We start from the raw sequence: 17,283 nt of genomic DNA, 5'->3' as shown, positions 1-17,283 counted from the left end.
GCGTCCGCGCCCAGCGCGAGTGCCGATGAATCGCGGGGAACATGGATGCGGGTCATGCCGTCACCTCCACGCATTTGCTGGCGGCCGCGAAAATCGCGTCGAACTTTTGGGGCGTGACCCGGGCGTGCAGCGTGCCGTTGACCATCATCGCGGGCGAAAGCGCGCATTGACCGAGGCAATACACCGATTCCAGCTCCACCGCGGCACCGGTCTGATGCTCCGCGTCGAAGCGGCAACCGGTGTGCGACTCGATGTGCTGTGCGAGGGACTCGGTGCCCATGCTGCGGCAGGCTTCCGCGCGGCACAGTTGCACCGTTACGGGCGCGGCCGGCTGCGTGCGGAAATGGTGGTAGTAGGTGATGACGCCGTGCACTTCCGCGCGCGACAGGTTCATCACCCGCGCGAGCGGCGCAACGGCTTCAGGCGGCACGTAGCCGAGTTCGTCCTGAATCGCGTGCAGCACGGCCAGCAGGGAAGTGCCGCCGCGGATGTGCAGCCCAATCAACTCATCTAAATCGGCCAAGATAATCTCCCGCACAGCGGCGTTGCGATGCTTTCACCTTGAGATGCGCCATTCCTTTGGGGAACTCGCGTTTTTAACGACGCTCACTCATGCGAACCAGGAGGCGACGGTTCAAAGCCACTTTCCAAAACCTTGCTGGGCGCAGCAGAGTTCAGAATCCAGCGGCGTCGCATGGGATACGGCTTTTGTCCCATCGCCATCACGCGCTGGAAGGTCCACGTCACAGTACCAATGCTGCACTTGATCGAAAGGCTGTTCGATTGCGGCTACGCCCATGATGGGTCGCGCAAACAATTAGCGAAAGTTAAAGTTTCTAATGCTTAGGATTCACTATCGCTTATGCATGCGATGGCTGCAGGGCTGGGGCGATATGTTCCATTTTCAGCAATCCACAATTGCTGGTTGTTGCCACTAATGCTGACGCTGAGCAGCCTGTCGAACTCTCAATCGGCTATTGAACAGCGACGTGCGGGTAGCGATGTCCGGTCACAAGATGGAAGACGATTGCCGCAGTGAGCAAGGCGAACGACTGCACGGCGATTGGTTCGAGGATGAAGTGGTAGCCCATTGCATGGATCGCTGGACCGCCCAGCACGGCGGTCAGCGCAACTGCGCCTGACGGCGGATGCACACAACGCAGCGCAAACATGGCGCAGATCGCCAGCGCCACGGCTAGCGCACCGGCCTGGACAGGATCGGCGATCCAGGTACCACACGCAACGCCGACGGCAGCAGAAACAAGATTGCCCCCGATGATCGACCATGGCTGGGCCAGCGGGCTCGCCGGCACACCAAACAGCAGGACCGCAGAGGCGCCCATGGGCGCGACCAGCAGGGGAATCATCGCGTCCGCTCCCAGCAGAACGTGCATCGAGCCACCTGTGAACGCAATGCCCAACAGCGCCCCGACGCACGATCTAAAGCGCTCCGGCCAGCCGATTGCCACGGGGTGCGGAGCGAAGCGAAGCAACCATCGAACTATGGCAGGAGCTGCCTTTCTTTCTGTCATTTTTTCGTCCCCTATACCCGCTGCATTCAGTGGGCCGCCGCGCTTAGACTCGAGCAATGCGCAACAGATTAGTCGTGCCCGACTCGCCGAACGGCATGCCCGCGGCGATTGCCAGTTGGTCGCCTGATTTGGCAAAGCCCTGCCTCGCGGCAATGGCGCACGCCGCAGTTACCATCTCATCGACCGACCCGACGTCAGGGCTGACCGTGGAATGCACGCCCCACACCATCGCAAGACGCCGCGCCGTCGACAGCCGTGGCGTTATGCTGAGAATCGGCGCCGCCGGCCGCTGACGCGCTGCCCTGAGACTGGTGTGTCCCGAGGTCGTGTACGTAACTGTTGCAACGGCACCGACGGTCTGCCCAACATCGCGCAGTGCCGCGCAGATCGCGTCGCTCGGTGTGCCGAGCGGAAGCTCGTGCTGCGCATCGAGCAGGCTGCGGTAGAGAGGATCCTGTTCGACCTCCCTGATGATCCGCTCCATCATCGCCACGGCCTTTACCGGGAAGCCGCCGCTGGCCGACTCCGCAGATAGCATGACGGCGTCCGCACCATCGTAGATAGCCGTTGCAACGTCCGATGCCTCGGCGCGCGTGGGCACCGGCGCCGATATCATCGATTCCAGCATCTGAGTCGCGATGATCACCGGCTTGCCGTGGCTGCGACACGATCGAAGGATGCGCTTCTGCACGCCCGGCACGCGCTCCGGTGGAAGTTCGACGCCCAGGTCGCCGCGTGCCACCATCACGGCATCCGCAGCACTCACAATCTCGTCGAGTCGCTCAAGCGCCGCCGGCTTTTCCAGCTTCACCATGAGCCCGGCACGGTCGCCGATGAGTGCACGCGCGTCGATTACATCCTCCGGACGCTGGACGAACGACAGTGCGATCCAGTCGGCGCCAAGTGACAACGCAAATTCCAGATCGGTCAGGTCCTTCCGGGTCAGTACGGGAATCGGCAAGATCGCGTCCGGGACATTCACCCCTTTTCGATCCGACAGGATTCCGCCGTGGATCACGCGGGTGCGGATCCGCTCGCCGCTGTTCTCGAGCACCTCCAGGCGCAGTTTGCCGTCGTCGAGAAGCAGCGACTGGCCAGCAGCGACCACCTCGAATAGCTCCGGATGGGGCAAATTGACACGCTTGACGTCACCATGCGCCGGGTTGCGGTCGAGCGCGAATTCGGCGCCCTCGGTGAGCGCCACGCTGCCATCAGCGAAAGGGCCGACTCTTAGCTTCGGTCCCTGCATGTCCGCAAGGATCGAAATGGGCCGGCCTGACGTGCGTTCGACTTCGCGCACCAGTTCATAGCGCCGCCGGTGGTCCTCGTGCGAGCCGTGGCTGAAGTTCAACCGGAACACGTCCGCGCCGGCGTCGAACAACTGCGTAATCGTTTCCAGATCGGATGTCGCGGGGCCGAGGGTCGCGACGATCTTTGCTTTGCGTTGGCGGACCATAATCACTTAGGAGTATGAAGTGGTTGGAGCTTCAGCGTGACGACAGCGGGTCAAGCGTCAAGCTGTCTGAGCAACGCCTCGACGCTGCCCTTGGCATCGCCGAACAGCATCCGCGTGTTGTCCTTGTAGAACAGCGGATTGTCCACGCCTGCATAGCCGGTCGCCATGCTGCGCTTGGACACCACCACGGTGCGCGCCTTCCACACTTCGAGAACCGGCATCCCAGCGATCGGACTGCCTGGATCTTCGAGCGCACCCGGATTCACGATGTCGTTTGCGCCGATCACGAGCACAACGTCTGTGTTGGTGAAATCCTCGTTGATTTCGTCCATTTCAAGCACGATGTCGTAGGGCACCTTCGCTTCGGCGAGCAGCACGTTCATGTGCCCCGGCAGGCGTCCTGCGACCGGATGAATGCCGAAACGCACCCGCACACCAAGACCCTCGAGCTTGCGCGTGATTGCGCTGATGGTTGCCTGAGCCTGCGCCACAGCCATTCCATAGCCCGGCACAATGATGACCTCGGACGCGTCACGCAGAATCGCGCTGACTTCGTCGACGCTGGTCGGCACTACTTCCCCTGCGACATCCGCCGAGCTCGTGCCGCTAGCGGCACCGAAGCCGCCGAGAATGACCGAGATAAAACTGCGGTTCATCGCCCGGCACATGATATAGCTGAGAATTGCGCCACTCGAGCCCACTAGCGCACCGGTCGTTATCAGCAGGTCGTTGCTCAGCATGAAGCCCGTGGCGGCGGCCGCCCATCCGGAGTAGCTGTTCAGCATCGATACGACAACTGGCATGTCCGCGCCGCCGATGGCAGACACCAGGTGCACGCCGAGCGCCCCAGCAAGCGCGATCATCGCCAGCAATGCCAGAACGCCGTCCGCGCCTGACGGCACCGTGAGGAACCAGTAGCCGATCGCGGCGCACAGCCCGAGCGCGGTCAGGTTGAACAGATGCCGGCCCGGTACCACGAGCGGTTTGCCGCTAATTGTGCCCTGCAATTTCAGGAACGCGACGATCGACCCCGTGAACGTGATGGTGCCGATAAAGACGCCCAGGTAGATCTCGGAAAGGTGTATCACCCGTTCCGCGCCGCTGAGCCCGCCGGGCGACATCAGATAGTTGGTGACGCCGATCAGCGCCGCGGCCAGTCCGACAAAGCTGTGCAGTATCGCTACCAGCTGCGGCATCTGGGTCATCTCGACTCGCCGTGCCAACAGTGCGCCGACGGCCGCGCCGATCACGACCGCCGCCATCACCACGGCGAGCCCTGCGCCTTGCGCAATCAGCACGGTGGCGAGAACCGCGATCAACATGCCCACCACTCCGTACAGATTGCCGCGGCGCGCAGTCGCCGGGTGACTCAGTCCGCGCAGACTGAGAATAAACAGTGTGCTCGCGCCCAGATACGCGACGTTGCCAATGCCGTTGAACATGAGTTTTCCTTAGTTGCGCTGGAACATCTTCAACATGCGCTGGGTCACGAGAAAGCCGCCGGCGATGTTGATCGTAGCGACCAGTAACGCGACAGCACCGAGCACCGTCACCAGCAGGTCCGGGGTGCCGATTTGCAGCAGTGCGCCGATCACAATGATTCCGCTGATGGCGTTGGTCACACTCATCAACGGCGTGTGCAAAGCCGGCGTCACATTCCAGACCACCTGGAAACCAACGAATACCGCCAGGACGAACACGGTCAGATGCGCGACAAACGCCGACGGCGCAACTGCGCCGAGCGCCAGCAACGCCAGAACGGCGATCGCCAGCACGGCGAGCGATGTATAGCGCGAACGGCGCTCACCGCCGTTTCGCGTGTTAGCGTCGGTTATGGCAGCGACGGGCTGCGCGGACGGCGGGCGGTGCGCGGCAATCGCTGCCTGTTTCGGCGGGGGCGGCGGCCAGCTTACAGCGCCCTGATAAACGACAGTCGCGCCTCGCATTACGTCGTCATCCATGTCGATGCGCGCCACGCCGTCTTTTTCAGGTGTCAAATCGGCCAGCAGATGACGCACATTGGTGCCGTACAGCTGACTGGACTGGGTGGCCATCCGGCTCGGCAAGTCGGTATATCCGACGATCGTCACGCCGTTGACGGCTATCACTTCGCCGGGCTGCGTCAGTTCGCAGTTGCCGCCCTGCTCTGCTGCCATGTCGACAATTACGCCGCCTGGCCGCATGGAGGCCACCATTGCCGCGGTTATCAGCTTGGGCGCAGGCTTGCCGGGGATCAGCGCGGTCGTGATGACTATGTCTACCTCTTGCGCCTGTGCCGCAAACAGTGCCATTTCTGCTTCTATGAATTTCGCGCTCATCTGCTTTGCGTAGCCACCGGCGCCCTGACCTTCCTCGTCAACGTCCAGTTTGAGAAACTCGGCGCCCATGCTTTCGACCTGCTGCTCGACCTCCGGCCGCGTGTCGAATGCGCGTACGATCGCGCCCAGACCCCGTGCCGCGCCGATGGCCGCGAGGCCAGCGACACCCGCCCCGATCACCATCACTTTTGCGGGCGGCATCTTGCCGGCTGCAGTGATCTGTCCGGTGAATACGCGCCCGAAGTGCTGCGCGGCCTCGATCACCGCGCGGTAACCTGCCACGTTCGCCATCGAACTAAGGGCGTCCAGCTTCTGCGCGCGGGAAATACGCGGCACGCAATCCATCGCCAGCACGCTCGTGCCGCCGGCCGCTAACTGCTCGACGAGAACCGGGTTGTGCGCGGGCCAGATGAAACTGATAAGAATCGCACCCTTCTTTAACAGCGTCGCTTCATCGACCCCGAGCGCCGCATTGAACTCGGGCGCGCGCACCTTGATGACGATGTCCGCATCGGCCCACAAGGCACGGGTTTCGCTCACCACCTGGGCGCCAGCGGCGCGATACGCTTCATCGTCGAACGCCGCCGCTACGCCTGCGCCCGCTTCTACGCTCACCGCGAAACCGAGCTTGAGTAACTGGCCAACGGTCTCGGGCGTCGCCGCGACGCGACGTTCCCCCGCGCGAATTTCGCGCGGTACTGCAATCATCATCGCCATGTCACATCCCCGATGACAGCGTGTTCGACAGCACGCCAATGCCGTCGATAGACACGTCGACCGTCGAGCCGTCCTTCATCGAGCCGACACCTATCGACGTACCGCAAGCAATGACGTCGCCGGGCAGCAACGTCATATCGTGCGATATGAGACTCACCTGTTCCGCAGGTGAAAAGATCATGTCGTTCAGTGGGTAGTTCTGCCGTTCGACATCGTCAAGTCGGGTCACGACACTGGCCGTACGCCAATCCAGGTCGCGCTGGATCACGGGTCCGATGCAGCTGAACGTATCGAAACCCTTGGAGCGACACCATTGGGCGAAGTTGGCGTCCTCGTTCAGCAGTTCGACCGCTGTGACGTCGTTGATACAGGTGAAGCCAAATATGTGATCGTTTGCATCCTCTACCGATACATTGCGACAACGCTTGCCGATTACGATCGCAAGTTCCCCTTCGTACGCGATTTTTCCACTGTAGCCTTTCGGACGCCGAATGACTTCGCCAGGACCGATCACTGACGTCGCTGGCTTGATCAGAAGCAGCGGATGGGAGGGAGCAGCTTTGCCCAGTTTTTCCGAAAGTGCACGGAAGTTATTCCATAGCGCGACGACTTTCGTTGGAACACACGGGTTGAGCAGCGTAACGTCATCCCGGCTCAGCACGGTGCCGCTCTGAACTGCGTCACCGAACATGTCTCCCTGGTATTGAATGACACGATGGCCTTCCTGCACGCCAAAGCCCGTCTCGCCATTGGCGAGCCGAAAACGTACCCACGATCTCATCGAAATGTCTCCTGCGCGAATTGTTGGTGCTCGTTAGCGCGGACAGTCCGGCCGCGCTGCAGAGTCTTGTCCTGATCGTCAGACGCACCGTGAGGCATCACTGGCGCGGTCATATTGCGCCGACCGAACGCAAATGCATGATCTTCTCCGGCGCATAGCCAAGCTCGGCCATCACCTCGTCGGTGTGTTCACCAAGCAGCGGTGAGCGCGTCACGTCACAGGGACTGTCCGACAGCTTGACCGGATTGCCGACCGTCAGATATTTGCCGCGCACCGGATGATCGACCTCGACGATGGTCCCGGTGTTGCGTAGCGACGGCTCTGCGGCAATCTCCTTCATCGACAGGATAGGGCCGCACGGAATGTGATACTTGTTGAGCGTGGCCATCGCCTCAAACTTGGTCCGGGTCATGGTCCAGTGCTCAACCTCTGCAAAGATCTCCTTCAGGCGCGGCAGGCGCGCGGCAGGCGTCGCATAGTCGGGATGGGTGGCCCATTCCTCCTTGCCAATCACCTTGCAGATCCCGGTCCATACCGGCGCCTGGGCGATGAAGTAGATGTACGCGTTAGGGTCCGCTTCCCAGCCCTTGCATTTCAGGATCCAGCCCGGCTGCCCCCCGCCGGAGGCATTGCCGGCGCGCGGCACCGCTTCGCCGAATGTGCCGTTCGGATGTTGGGGATACTCCCGCATGACACCCGTGCGTTCGAGCCGCTGCTGGTCGCGCAGTTTCACGCGGCACAGGTTCAGCACGCTGTCCTGCATCGCGGCCAGTACATATTGACCTCGCCCCGTCGACTGGCGCTGATACAGCGCCGTGACGATGCCAAGCGCGAGGTGCAGCCCCGTGCCGCTGTCGCCAATCTGCGCGCCGCTCACGACCGGCGGACCGTCGTCGAAGCCGGTGGTGGACGCCGCACCGCCGACGCATTGCGCAACGTTCTCATAGACCTTGCATTCCTCGTACGGCCCGGGGCCGAAGCCCTTCACCGAAGCGACGATCATCTGCGGGTTTAGCTCCTGAATCCGTTGCCATGTAAAGCCCATCCGGTCCAGCGCCCCCGGCGCAAAGTTCTCCACCAGCACGTCGCATTTCTGGATTAGTGCCTCAAGAACTTCTTTGCCCTCCGGGTGTTTGGTGTCGATCGTGACGGAGCGCTTGTTGTGGTTCAGCATCGTGAAGTACAGACTGTCCGCTTCGGGGATGTCGCGCAACTGTTCGCGCGTGACGTCGCCGGCGCCTGCCCGCTCCACCTTGATCACGTCAGCGCCGAACCACCCAAGCAACTGCGTACACGTCGGACCCGATTGCACATGCGTGAAGTCGAGGATCCTCACGCCCTCCAATGCCTTGCCCATCTCTCGTCTCCGTAAAACTGCTTTTCTACTTGTCTGCCCAAGCGCGGGTTACCGTGGATCTCTGCCGGGCAACAGCGATGCTGCCACCGCGCTATCGAGGTGTGGGCGCGAGCAGCGCCATTGCCACGCGCCGCGCACCGGCAATGGCTGCCGCTTCGCTTTCAAAAACGACCTCATCCACAACCTGCCGGTAGGGCCCAAAGGTTGACTGCGTTTGGAGCTTTCCTTCCGCTGTCCGAATTGCAAAATAAGCAGCCCATCCCCCGTTGTGGATCAACTGCATCGCTGACAATTCGAGCCGATATTGGCCCAGTACCTCTACATGCATCGGCCCCCTCCTGATTGGTAGTCACGCAGCGCAATTCATGAAGTAGCGCCTGTCTGGAGTTCTGCCAGGCGTTTGCGCAAATTGCGCTCCTCCTGGAAACGGCTGGTTTCATCGCGAATCACCGCGACAATTCCGCTAAGCTCGTTTTGCGGCGAATGCAGCAACGCGACCGTGAAGGCGATCGACATTTGCCGGCCATCCTTATGGACGGCGGGGACTCGCAATACGTCGTTGCCATACCGCGTTTCACCGGTCGCCATGGTTTTGTGATAGCCGTCCCAGTGGCGCGCGCGCAAACGTTCCGGGATGATCAGGTCCAGCGATTTCCCGAGCGCTTCGCTTTGCGTGAAACCGAACATGCGTTCGGCGGCGGGATTCCAGAAAGTGATGCTGCCGCGGGGGTCGGAAATGACGATCGCGTCGCCGATTGCGTTGGCAAGTTGCTGGAAGTCGATAGCGTCTTGCATGGCATTCCCTCCAATCTAAACCCATAGAAGATGAAACAGGATCCAGCGGCACCGGCAACGCCGGATGTGCAAGCCCGCCGGCATCGGACGGGCTTGCGCGACGGCATTAAATCGCTCTGACTTCGCGCAGGTTGAAGATTTCCTGCTGGCTGTAGCCGAGGCTCGCCAGAACTTCGTCCGTATGCTCTCCGAGCAGCGGCGACGCGGTGACTTCCGGCTTAAGATCCGAGAACTTGATCGGACTGCCAACGGTGAGATACGAGCCGCGCTTTTTGTGCGGCACTTCGACAATCGTCCCGCTCGCGCGCAACGACGGATCATTGGCGAGTTCTTTCATCGTCAGCACCGGCGCGCACGGAATGTCGAACTTGCGCAAAATGTCGACCGCTTCGAATTTGGTCTTATCGGCGAGCCACCCTTCGATCGTCTCGAAGATTTCGAAGATATGCGGTTGACGCGCTTCGGCAGTCTTGTAAGCCGGGTCATCGATCCATTCCGGCTTGCCGAGCGCCTTGCAGATCGGCTCCCACGCATGGCCCTGAATCGTGAAATAGATGTACGCGTTCGGGTCGGTTTCCCAGCCCTTGCACTTGAGCACCCATCCAGGCTGGCCGCCGCCCCCCGCATTGCCGCCGCGCGGCACGACGTCGCTGAATTCGCCGTGGGGATACTGCGGATATTCCTCTAGATAGCCAACCCGCTCGAGCCGCTGCTGATCGCGAAGCTTCACCCGGCACAGGTTCAGCACGCTGTCCTGCATCGACACCGCGACCTTCTGGCCCTTGCCGGTTTTATCGCGCCCGAGCAGCGCGGTCAGAATGCCGATCGCCAGATGCATGCCGGTGTTGCTGTCGCCGAGTGCCGCCGCGCTGATGGTCGGCGGACCGTCCCAGAAACCGGTTGTGCTTGCCGCGCCGCCCGCGCATTGCGCAACGTTTTCATAGACCTTCAGGTCGTCGTAGTGATGGCCGTCGCTGAAGCCCTTCACCGAAGCAACGATCATCTTCGGGTTCAGTTCGTTGAGGCGTTCCCACGAAAAGCCCATCCGGTCCAAGGCGCCCGGGCCGAAATTTTCGACCAATACGTCGGATTCACGGACCAGCTTTTCAAGTATCTCCTTGCCTTCGGGCTTTTTTGTGTCCAACGTCAAAGACTTCTTATTGCTGTTGAGCATCGTGAAGTACAACGCGTCGACGCCGGGAATGTCGCGCAACTGGTTGCGCGTCACGTCGCCCGAGCCGGGTCGTTCGACCTTGATCACGTCAGCGCCGAACCAGGCAAGCAGTTGCGTGCATGCGGGGCCGGCCTGAACGTGGGTGAAGTCGATGATCTTGATGCCTTCGAGGGGCTTTGTCATGTTGGTATGTCCGGTGGTTAGTATTACTTACTTTTTCATGGCCGCGCTTTGCGGATTGAGATTCGTCAGGCGGCCGCTCTCGGTGCCAGCCGCTTCGTCGATGACAGCATTGATCAAGGTCGGCTTGCCCGAGGCGATTGCCTTCACCAGCGCCTCCTTGAGTTCCTGGGGGGTGGTCGCGTGATGCCCGATGCCGCCGAACGCCTCGATCATCCTGTCGTAGCGCGCGCCCTTCACGAACACCGTTGGCGCGACGTCCTTGCCGCCCGTCGGGTTGACGTCGGTGCCGCGGTAGACGCCGTTGTTGTTGAACACGACAGTGCAGACCGGCAGGTCGTAACGGCAGATGGTTTCCAACTCCATACCGCTGAACCCGAACGCACTATCGCCGGCCACCGTAAGCACCTGCTTTCCGGTCTCGACCGCCGCGGCGATCGCATAACCCATGCCGATACCCATCACCCCCCATGTGCCCACATCCAGACGCTTTCGCGGCAGATACATATCGACAATGGCTCGGGCATAGTCCAGCGTGTTGGCACCTTCATTGACGAGCGTGATCTCCGGGTTAGCCTTTATGACATCGCGAACCACGCGCAGCGCGCTGTGGAAATTCATGGGCGTGGGATCCTTCGCGAGCATCTCCGCCATCTTTGCAAGGTTCTTTTGCTTGCGCTGAGCGAGGGTGTCGATCCACTCTGCGGGAGGCTGGGGGAAGCCTGAGTCGACTCCAGCCAGCAGGGCCTTCACGCAGGAGCCAATATCGCCGATGACCGGCGCGGCGATCGCGACGTTGCTGTCGATTTCGGTCGGCGAGATATCGATCTGGATGAACTGCTTGGGCGCGCCCCACGTCTTGCCCTTCCCATGCGAGAGCAGCCAGTTCAAGCGAGCACCGATCAGCACGACGACGTCCGACTCTGCGAGCACGAAGGACCGGGCCGCGGACGCCGATTGTTCGTGCGTATCCGGCAGCAAGCCTTTAGCCATCGACATGGGCAGATAAGGAATACCGGTCTTCTCAATGAGCGCACGAATATCGCCGTCGGCTCGCGCATAAGCGGCGCCTTTACCCAGAATGATCAGCGGACGCTTGGCAGTGCTCAGCAGTTTGAGAGCCCGCTCGACAGCATCAGGCGCTGGAAGCTGCCGCGGCGCCGGGTCGACGACGCGGACGAGCGTATTGCGTCCTGTCGCGGCATCGATGGTCTGCGCGAGCAGTTTGGCGGGCAGATCCAGATAGACTCCGCCGGGACGCCCAGATACGGCCGCACGGATCGCACGTGCGATGCCTATGCCGATATCTTCCGCGTGCAGTACGCGAAAGGCCGCCTTGGCGTGCGCTTTCGCAATATTCAGTTGATCCATCTCTTCGTAATCGCCCTGCTGCAGGTCGACGATCTCCCGCTCGCTCGAGCCACTGATCAGGATCATCGGAAAACAGTTGGTCGTCGCGTTGGCGAGCGCCGTCAGTCCATTCAGGAAGCCGGGCGCGGAAACGGTCAGGCAGATGCCAGGCTTTTGGGTCAAGAAACCGGCAATGGCTGCAGCATTGCCCGCGTTCTGCTCATGTCGAAAGCTGATGACGCGCATGCCTTCGGCCTGGGCAAGCCGCGTCAAATCCGTAACGGGAATGCCGGGCAGACCATAAATCGTGTCTATGCCGTTCAGCTTCAGCGCCTCGATGACGAGATGGAATCCGTCGGACATGTTCGTTGTCCCGCCTTTTTGTGTTTGTTCCGCAGCGCTTTGCAGCGTGCTCCCAGCTTCTGCCATGACATTTCTCCTCCCGCGCGGGGCGTTGTGTGACGTTGATATACAATATATCACACACAATATTTTACATAGCTTTTTTTGAGCTCGCGTCGTCTGCCGTGCGGGACCCATGTTTCTGGGGCGATGCGATGGGCGATCGACTCCTTGGCCGCCTCGGCCAACGTGCTTTCGCACGTTGAGCGCGCCGCCTGGCCCCTCCATTAGCTGATGGTTATGGTTTGTCGAAAAAACTTTAACTATCGTCTATCGATGGTGACTCGTATTGTTTGTTCGACACGTCCGACCGAAGGAGAAGACAATGCGCCACCGACTAATGGAGACTTCCCGACCCGAAGGCGACGACGCAGTGCGCGTGCAGCTGTGTGCGTACAACATGGCTTTCTCCGACCTCGGCCTGCGTTTTCGTTGGGACGCGCATGTCCTTGCATCGCTTTCAGCGATTGACGACGAAGCGGAGCGCGTCGCCGCCTACATCAGGGCTAACCACTCCCATTTGCTGAATGCCTATAGCGCGGAATTCTTGAGTCGAGCCATTCTTGACAGAAAGAACGCGCATACCGCCAGATATTTCGCGGCAAAAGAAGTAATTCAGGAGGTGTATCGAGCGACCGATCTTGCGCAAGCGTAGCGGCGGACTGGTGAAGGCCCCGGCAACTGAAGATGAGTCCACTATGCGCCAGCGTCCGGGCAGACTACCGCCCGGCTGTGGCGCGCGCGCGTCTCCAGCACCAACTGCGGGCTGCCGTAGCAATAGGAGACGTTCGCACAAAGCGAAGCAGTCAAAGAGTCGACCGGCAGCATGCCGACGACACAGCCCAAGTTCGGCTATCCGGACTGCAAGGCAAATGCGGAGCAGTTCCTACTTACGGCCCCGGCCGGCGCAACGCGTTTTGAAAGCACGGTCAGCATTACGTGGCTCCCAGCACTGCGACTGCAATTCATCGGCGGCATGCCATTCAGTGACTGCACGCGATGCGGTCCGTCGCGCAAGCGGGCGTTCGCCGACAAAAGCAACGAAGGGTCATCCGGTAGCCGAATCCGCGCAAGACGGATCGCAAAGTCCTCGATAAGTCCATTACCATATTGATCCACATTCGCTAAGACGTCGGGCATGACCATCAGAAACGCGACACTTCGGCAGTTGAAGGTCTTTGAGACGGTGGCCCGCCGCTTGAGCTTTTCACGTGCAGCGGAAGAACTTCATCTGACTCAGCCAGCTGTCTCCACTCAGGTGCGGCTGCTTGAGGAGCACGCGGGGTTGCGGCTCTTCGAGCAACTGGGCAAGAAGATCTATCTGACACCCGCCGGCCACGAGATGCTTAGCTTCAGCCGCGCAATCATTCAGCAGTTCCACGAGGTAGACCAGGCGATGGGTCAGCTGAAAGGCGTCTCCGGTGGCAAGCTCAATGTCGCCGTAATCAGCGCAGGGGACTACTTCTTTCCGCGGGTGCTCGCCGAATTCACGCGCCGCTACACGGATGTGGTCCTCAATCTTGCGGTACACAATCGCGATCAACTGCTGCATCAACTCGCGATCAATCAGACTGACCTCGCGGTGATGGTCCGCCCGCCGCAGGAGATGGACACAATCAACGAACCGTTTGCGCCGCACCCCTATGTGATCGTCGCGGCGCCCTCGCATCCACTCGCGCGCAAGCGCAACGTCACGATGAGTCAGTTGGCCGGCGAGGCTTTCATCGCTCGCGAGCGCGGCTCCGATACATGGAATTCGATGGAAGAAGGTTTTGGCGGACGCATCGCCAATCTGAGGATAGCAATGGAAGTCACAAGCACGGAGACGATCAAGCAGGCGGTGATTGCCGGCATGGGCATCGCGTTCCTGTCAGCGCATACGATCAGTCTCGAGCTACAGGTAGGCAACCTGGTAGTGCTTGACGTCCAAGGCTTTCCGGTGATGTTCAACTGGTATGTCGTGCACCGGAAAAATAAACGTCTGCCACCCGTTGCGCTTGCGTTCAAGCGCTTCCTGATGGAAAAAGGCGCGGACCTCATTGAAAGCATTACGCTCGTCAACGAATTGACCGCACATGACAAACAGCCCCTCGATTAGGACATGGCGCACGCTGCAACGACGGCAGCGACGAGAGCATCGGTTGGCTGCCCGTTCCTCGGAAAGTGTTAGTCCAAAAAATCGCAGTTGGCCTCCACGAACGCTGCAAGGTCAAGCGAATGTTCTCGCACGAGGCGCTCGGCCAAGTCAGCATCGCGTCGCTCCAGCGCCTCAACGATGCGCAAGTGGTCAACGATCGAGTGTCCCGCCCGATCGCGCTGCGAAATCGTCATTCGACGAATTGCACGCACGTGGATAAAGATATTTTTGATGGTGTCAAGGATGGTCCGCGATTTGGACAGTTCGACGATCGCCTGATGAAACGCGATATTCGCGTCTGAGTATTCGGCAATGTGGTCCGCCGGCGTGGCGTTGCGGAACTTGTCGAACAAATGACGCAATCGCGCAATTTCCTCGTCGGTTGCATGCAGCGTCGCCAGGCGCGCGGCCATGCTTTCCAGCGCGGCCCACATCTGGATCATTTCGACGATTTCGCGCTTGGTCTTTCGCACGACATAGATGCCGCGGCGAGGCACCGTGCGCAGGAAGCCTTCCTGTTCCAGCAGCGTCATCGCTTCGCGGATGGGCGTGCGACTGACGCCTAGCGTTTCGCTCAGCAAGCGCTCGTCGAGGCGGACGTCTTCGCGCGTCTGATAGATGTCGGTGTCCGCAATGGCCTGGCGGAGCGCTGCGTACGCCTGATCGCGCAGGCTCCCGCTGGCGCCGATAGGCTGCAACGACCGCGTCAACGGCAAAGTCGCCGGTCCGGTTTCCAGTTCTGACGGCACTCATTACCTCTTGTCGAATATCCGCGCTTTGCCGCGGGCCTTGCCGCCTGCGGGCCCCTCCTCTGTCGGAGGAGGCTACTGTGCCGCACGTTCCGCGTCGCACCGAAAGATCCGTTGGGTAACAGCGCGGCAGCGGCCGCTGGCTCTGCGGGGGTGCGTGATGGACGTCCGATAAGTGTAACTCGAACGACAGACCTCAGAATTCCCCGGGAGCGGGCTTCGTAATTCCGCGTTGCAGCAGTCCGCGACCGCCAGGATCTCGTGCCCGCTCATATGCGGCGGTTCTCCGCGGCTTGCCAACGACGTGACGTTCCACGCCCTCGCACGCGATCTTTTTCTTTCGGCATGACGACGGCTGCTGGCAGCATCGCGACATTTCCGCGAACTCACTTTACAAGGAAGATTTCGATCGAGCGGCTGCCCCACGGAGCACGGGCGTGAGAGCGGATGAAAAAGTCCGTAACTTCAGGAATTGGAAGTCTGCTACGCTGCGCCCTTTGCAACAGCTTGCATTCGATTCGATGGAAACCCCTTTCAACGATCGCGGCGTGTCGGTCACCCGCAATGCGCTTTCATCCGCCGGTCAGGTCTTTCCGCTGCGCGATATCGTCGGCGTTCAGGTCGTCACGGTGCAGAAGAACAAGGTATTGCCAATCACGATCTCGCTGGCGGGTCTCGTCGGCGCCATTGTCGGCGGCGTGCTCAGCGCCCCTGTGGGTCTCGTGTGCGGCGTCATGCTCGTAGTCGTCGGCTGGCTCACGTGGGCCACGCAGGACATCACGCACCGTCTGATGGTGCAAACCGCCAACGGCGAACGCGAGGCGCTGTCGAGCGTCGACCGCGAATTCGTCGAGCGCGTCGGCGCGGCCGTGAACGAAGCCAAGGCCGCTGCCGCGTCGCCGGCGCAGAAAGTCTAGGTAAGCGAGGATGAGCCCGCGCGAGCGGGCTCATCTTCATCTAACTGTGCCGGGCACATACCGGCACCCGTGCCGCCCTCAACGCAAATCCCCCGCGCCACCGTCGCCGCAAGTCAGCCCTTCACACATCTTTGCAAGTGCGCCCCGGCGCGCAGTTAGAGTCGCCGCTCCTGTTATCGCGCGTTCCCTTTCGCAGGCCTCGCGATGCGTCGCATTTCTTCGCATAGCAGCCGCATGCATCGCCTTCGCAAGGGACGGCCTTTTTGCGAGCGTGCCTCATGTCCCTGCTTACTGTCACTGGTTATGCCGTCCGCCGGCATTTGCATTTTCATTGGCGTCGTGTCACCGCCGTCGCACTCGTCGCGGGCGGCGCGCTCACTGCGCTGAGCGGCTGCTCGGTCACTTTCCCGACGCCCACGCCGCCGGCCCCGAGCGTTTCGCTCATCAACGGCGGCAAGGACGGCGTGGTGATTCCGCTACACGTCGAACGTGCCGATGAAGACCACGCGCGTCTCGGCCTGCCGGTCGAGCTCGACGGCAAGCCGGTCTACGTCGCGCTCGATACCGGCACGCAAGGCGTGCGCGTTTTGAAGTCGGTGCTGCCAGGTTCGAGCTACGCGAGCGCGGCACTGTCGAGCACGCTACTGCTCGCGAACGGCGCGCAGGTTTCGGGCGCGTCCGTCAAATTGGCGATGAGCGTTGCCGGATCGAAGCCCGTGCCGATCGACGCTCAGGCCGTGGACACCGTAACCTGCCAACCCACGTCGAAACGTTGCGTCGCGATAGACGGCTACACCGGCGAATTCGGCTGGGCGTTCTCGGGTCTCTTCGGCGTCGGCGCCGCGCAACCCGACGACACCTGCTGCACACAGCCGCTGCGCGCACTCGCCGGCCATATCGGCGAACGCTATGTGGTGCACGCGAGCTTCGACAAGCCGTATCTGCTGCTGAGCCCGTCGAGCGCCATCACCAAGGATTACACGATGGTGCCGATGACCGTCGCGCAAGACGGCACGGTGCAATGGCCGCGCGGCTGTATCAATGTGGGCGACAAGATGACGTTCTGCGCGCCCCTGGTGTTTGCGACCGCGACCACCGGCATGATCCGCATAGAAACCGACACGGCGCCCAACTGGACTGGCGACGACAGCGTCGGCAAAGTCCTCGTGCAGGGCAACTACAACGCAGCCATCGGCTCGGGCAACTGGGTGCACCGCTACGACGACGCGCAGGTCACCATCGTCAAGGCCAAGCCGGGCGCGAACCGCATCGTGATCGGTCTGATGGGCATGCAGAATATCGACGTGCTGTTCGACTTCCCGCGCGCGCAGTTGGGCCTTCATGCAAGCCGCGCCGCCGAGAAACTCATGCCGTAAGCGCACGCATCAAATGAAGAGGCCGTGCGTCAATGGCAAGAC

15 protein-coding genes and 1 pseudogene are annotated in these 17,283 nt (G+C 61.2%); 4 read left to right on the top strand and 12 right to left on the bottom strand.

Annotated elements, in window-relative coordinates; all coding sequences use genetic code 11:
- Nucleotides 1–52: 52 nt before the first annotated feature.
- The 11 genes and pseudogenes from A3AC_RS0127010 to oxc form a co-directional block, all read right to left on the bottom strand.
- The gene (locus A3AC_RS0127010; RefSeq protein WP_442856530.1) at nt 53–523 is read right to left on the bottom strand and encodes an NAD(P)H-dependent oxidoreductase subunit E; all 471 of its coding nucleotides are present in this window, start codon (nt 521–523) and stop codon (nt 53–55) included.
- A gap of 454 nt (nt 524–977) precedes the next feature.
- Nucleotides 978–1,532 (bottom strand): annotated as a pseudogene (locus A3AC_RS29550) (HPP family protein); the annotation flags it as partial.
- A gap of 43 nt (nt 1,533–1,575) precedes the next feature.
- Complete coding sequence (pyk, locus tag A3AC_RS29545; RefSeq protein ID WP_035475958.1) at nt 1,576–2,988, bottom strand: pyruvate kinase; 1,413 nt, start codon at nt 2,986–2,988, stop codon at nt 1,576–1,578.
- 50 nt (nt 2,989–3,038) lie between these two features.
- Nucleotides 3,039–4,430, bottom strand: coding sequence for an NAD(P)(+) transhydrogenase (Re/Si-specific) subunit beta (locus tag A3AC_RS0126995; RefSeq protein WP_025602540.1), 1,392 nt, complete (start codon nt 4,428–4,430; stop codon nt 3,039–3,041).
- Between the two features lie 9 nt (nt 4,431–4,439).
- On the bottom strand, nt 4,440–6,023 hold the full coding sequence (locus A3AC_RS0126990) for a Re/Si-specific NAD(P)(+) transhydrogenase subunit alpha (RefSeq protein ID WP_025602539.1): 1,584 nt from the start codon (nt 6,021–6,023) through the stop codon (nt 4,440–4,442).
- A 1-nt stretch (nt 6,024) separates the two neighbouring features.
- Nucleotides 6,025–6,804 (bottom strand): fumarylacetoacetate hydrolase family protein, encoded by a 780-nt coding sequence (locus A3AC_RS0126985; RefSeq protein ID WP_025602538.1) that lies wholly within the window; start codon nt 6,802–6,804, stop codon nt 6,025–6,027.
- A gap of 109 nt (nt 6,805–6,913) precedes the next feature.
- Nucleotides 6,914–8,161: a formyl-CoA transferase gene (gene frc, locus A3AC_RS0126975; protein ID WP_025602537.1), complete on the bottom strand. Its 1,248-nt coding sequence runs from the start codon at nt 8,159–8,161 to the stop codon at nt 6,914–6,916.
- Nucleotides 8,162–8,252: 91 nt separating this feature from the next.
- Complete coding sequence (locus tag A3AC_RS0126970) at nt 8,253–8,489, bottom strand: hypothetical protein (protein ID WP_025602536.1); 237 nt, start codon at nt 8,487–8,489, stop codon at nt 8,253–8,255.
- 35 nt (nt 8,490–8,524) lie between these two features.
- Entirely contained in the window at nt 8,525–8,956 is a 432-nt protein-coding gene (locus A3AC_RS0126965) for a PAS domain-containing protein (protein ID WP_025602535.1), read from the bottom strand.
- 106 nt (nt 8,957–9,062) lie between these two features.
- A complete protein-coding gene (gene frc / locus A3AC_RS0126960; protein WP_025602534.1) occupies nt 9,063–10,313 on the bottom strand; it encodes a formyl-CoA transferase in 1,251 nt (416 codons plus the stop codon).
- 27 nt (nt 10,314–10,340) lie between these two features.
- Entirely contained in the window at nt 10,341–12,089 is a 1,749-nt protein-coding gene (gene oxc / locus A3AC_RS0126955; RefSeq protein ID WP_025602533.1) for an oxalyl-CoA decarboxylase, read from the bottom strand.
- Nucleotides 12,090–12,462: 373 nt separating this feature from the next.
- Between oxc and A3AC_RS29540 the strand changes: the two genes are divergently transcribed.
- Together A3AC_RS29540 and A3AC_RS0126945 are read left to right on the top strand one after the other, a co-directional pair.
- Nucleotides 12,463–12,717: a hypothetical protein gene (locus A3AC_RS29540; protein ID WP_198018037.1), complete on the top strand. Its 255-nt coding sequence runs from the start codon at nt 12,463–12,465 to the stop codon at nt 12,715–12,717.
- A gap of 483 nt (nt 12,718–13,200) precedes the next feature.
- Nucleotides 13,201–14,160: a LysR family transcriptional regulator gene (locus A3AC_RS0126945; protein WP_025602531.1), complete on the top strand. Its 960-nt coding sequence runs from the start codon at nt 13,201–13,203 to the stop codon at nt 14,158–14,160.
- Nucleotides 14,161–14,228: 68 nt separating this feature from the next.
- Here A3AC_RS0126945 and A3AC_RS0126940 read toward each other — a convergent pair whose 3' ends face one another.
- Nucleotides 14,229–14,948, bottom strand: coding sequence for a GntR family transcriptional regulator (locus A3AC_RS0126940; protein WP_025602530.1), 720 nt, complete (start codon nt 14,946–14,948; stop codon nt 14,229–14,231).
- 521 nt (nt 14,949–15,469) lie between these two features.
- Here A3AC_RS0126940 and A3AC_RS0126935 point away from each other — a divergent pair.
- Complete coding sequence (locus A3AC_RS0126935) at nt 15,470–15,865, top strand: DUF6232 family protein (protein WP_025602529.1); 396 nt, start codon at nt 15,470–15,472, stop codon at nt 15,863–15,865.
- 278 nt (nt 15,866–16,143) lie between these two features.
- The gene (locus tag A3AC_RS0126930) at nt 16,144–17,241 is read left to right on the top strand and encodes a hypothetical protein (RefSeq protein ID WP_025602528.1); all 1,098 of its coding nucleotides are present in this window, start codon (nt 16,144–16,146) and stop codon (nt 17,239–17,241) included.
- The last annotated feature ends 42 nt before the right edge of the window (nt 17,242–17,283 follow it).

It is taken from the genome of Burkholderia sp. WSM2230, from assembly GCF_000472445.1.
Lineage (GTDB): Bacteria > Pseudomonadota > Gammaproteobacteria > Burkholderiales > Burkholderiaceae > Paraburkholderia.
Note: the sequence above shows the minus strand (reverse complement) of the source record. Positions and strands in the feature narration are given on the sequence as shown.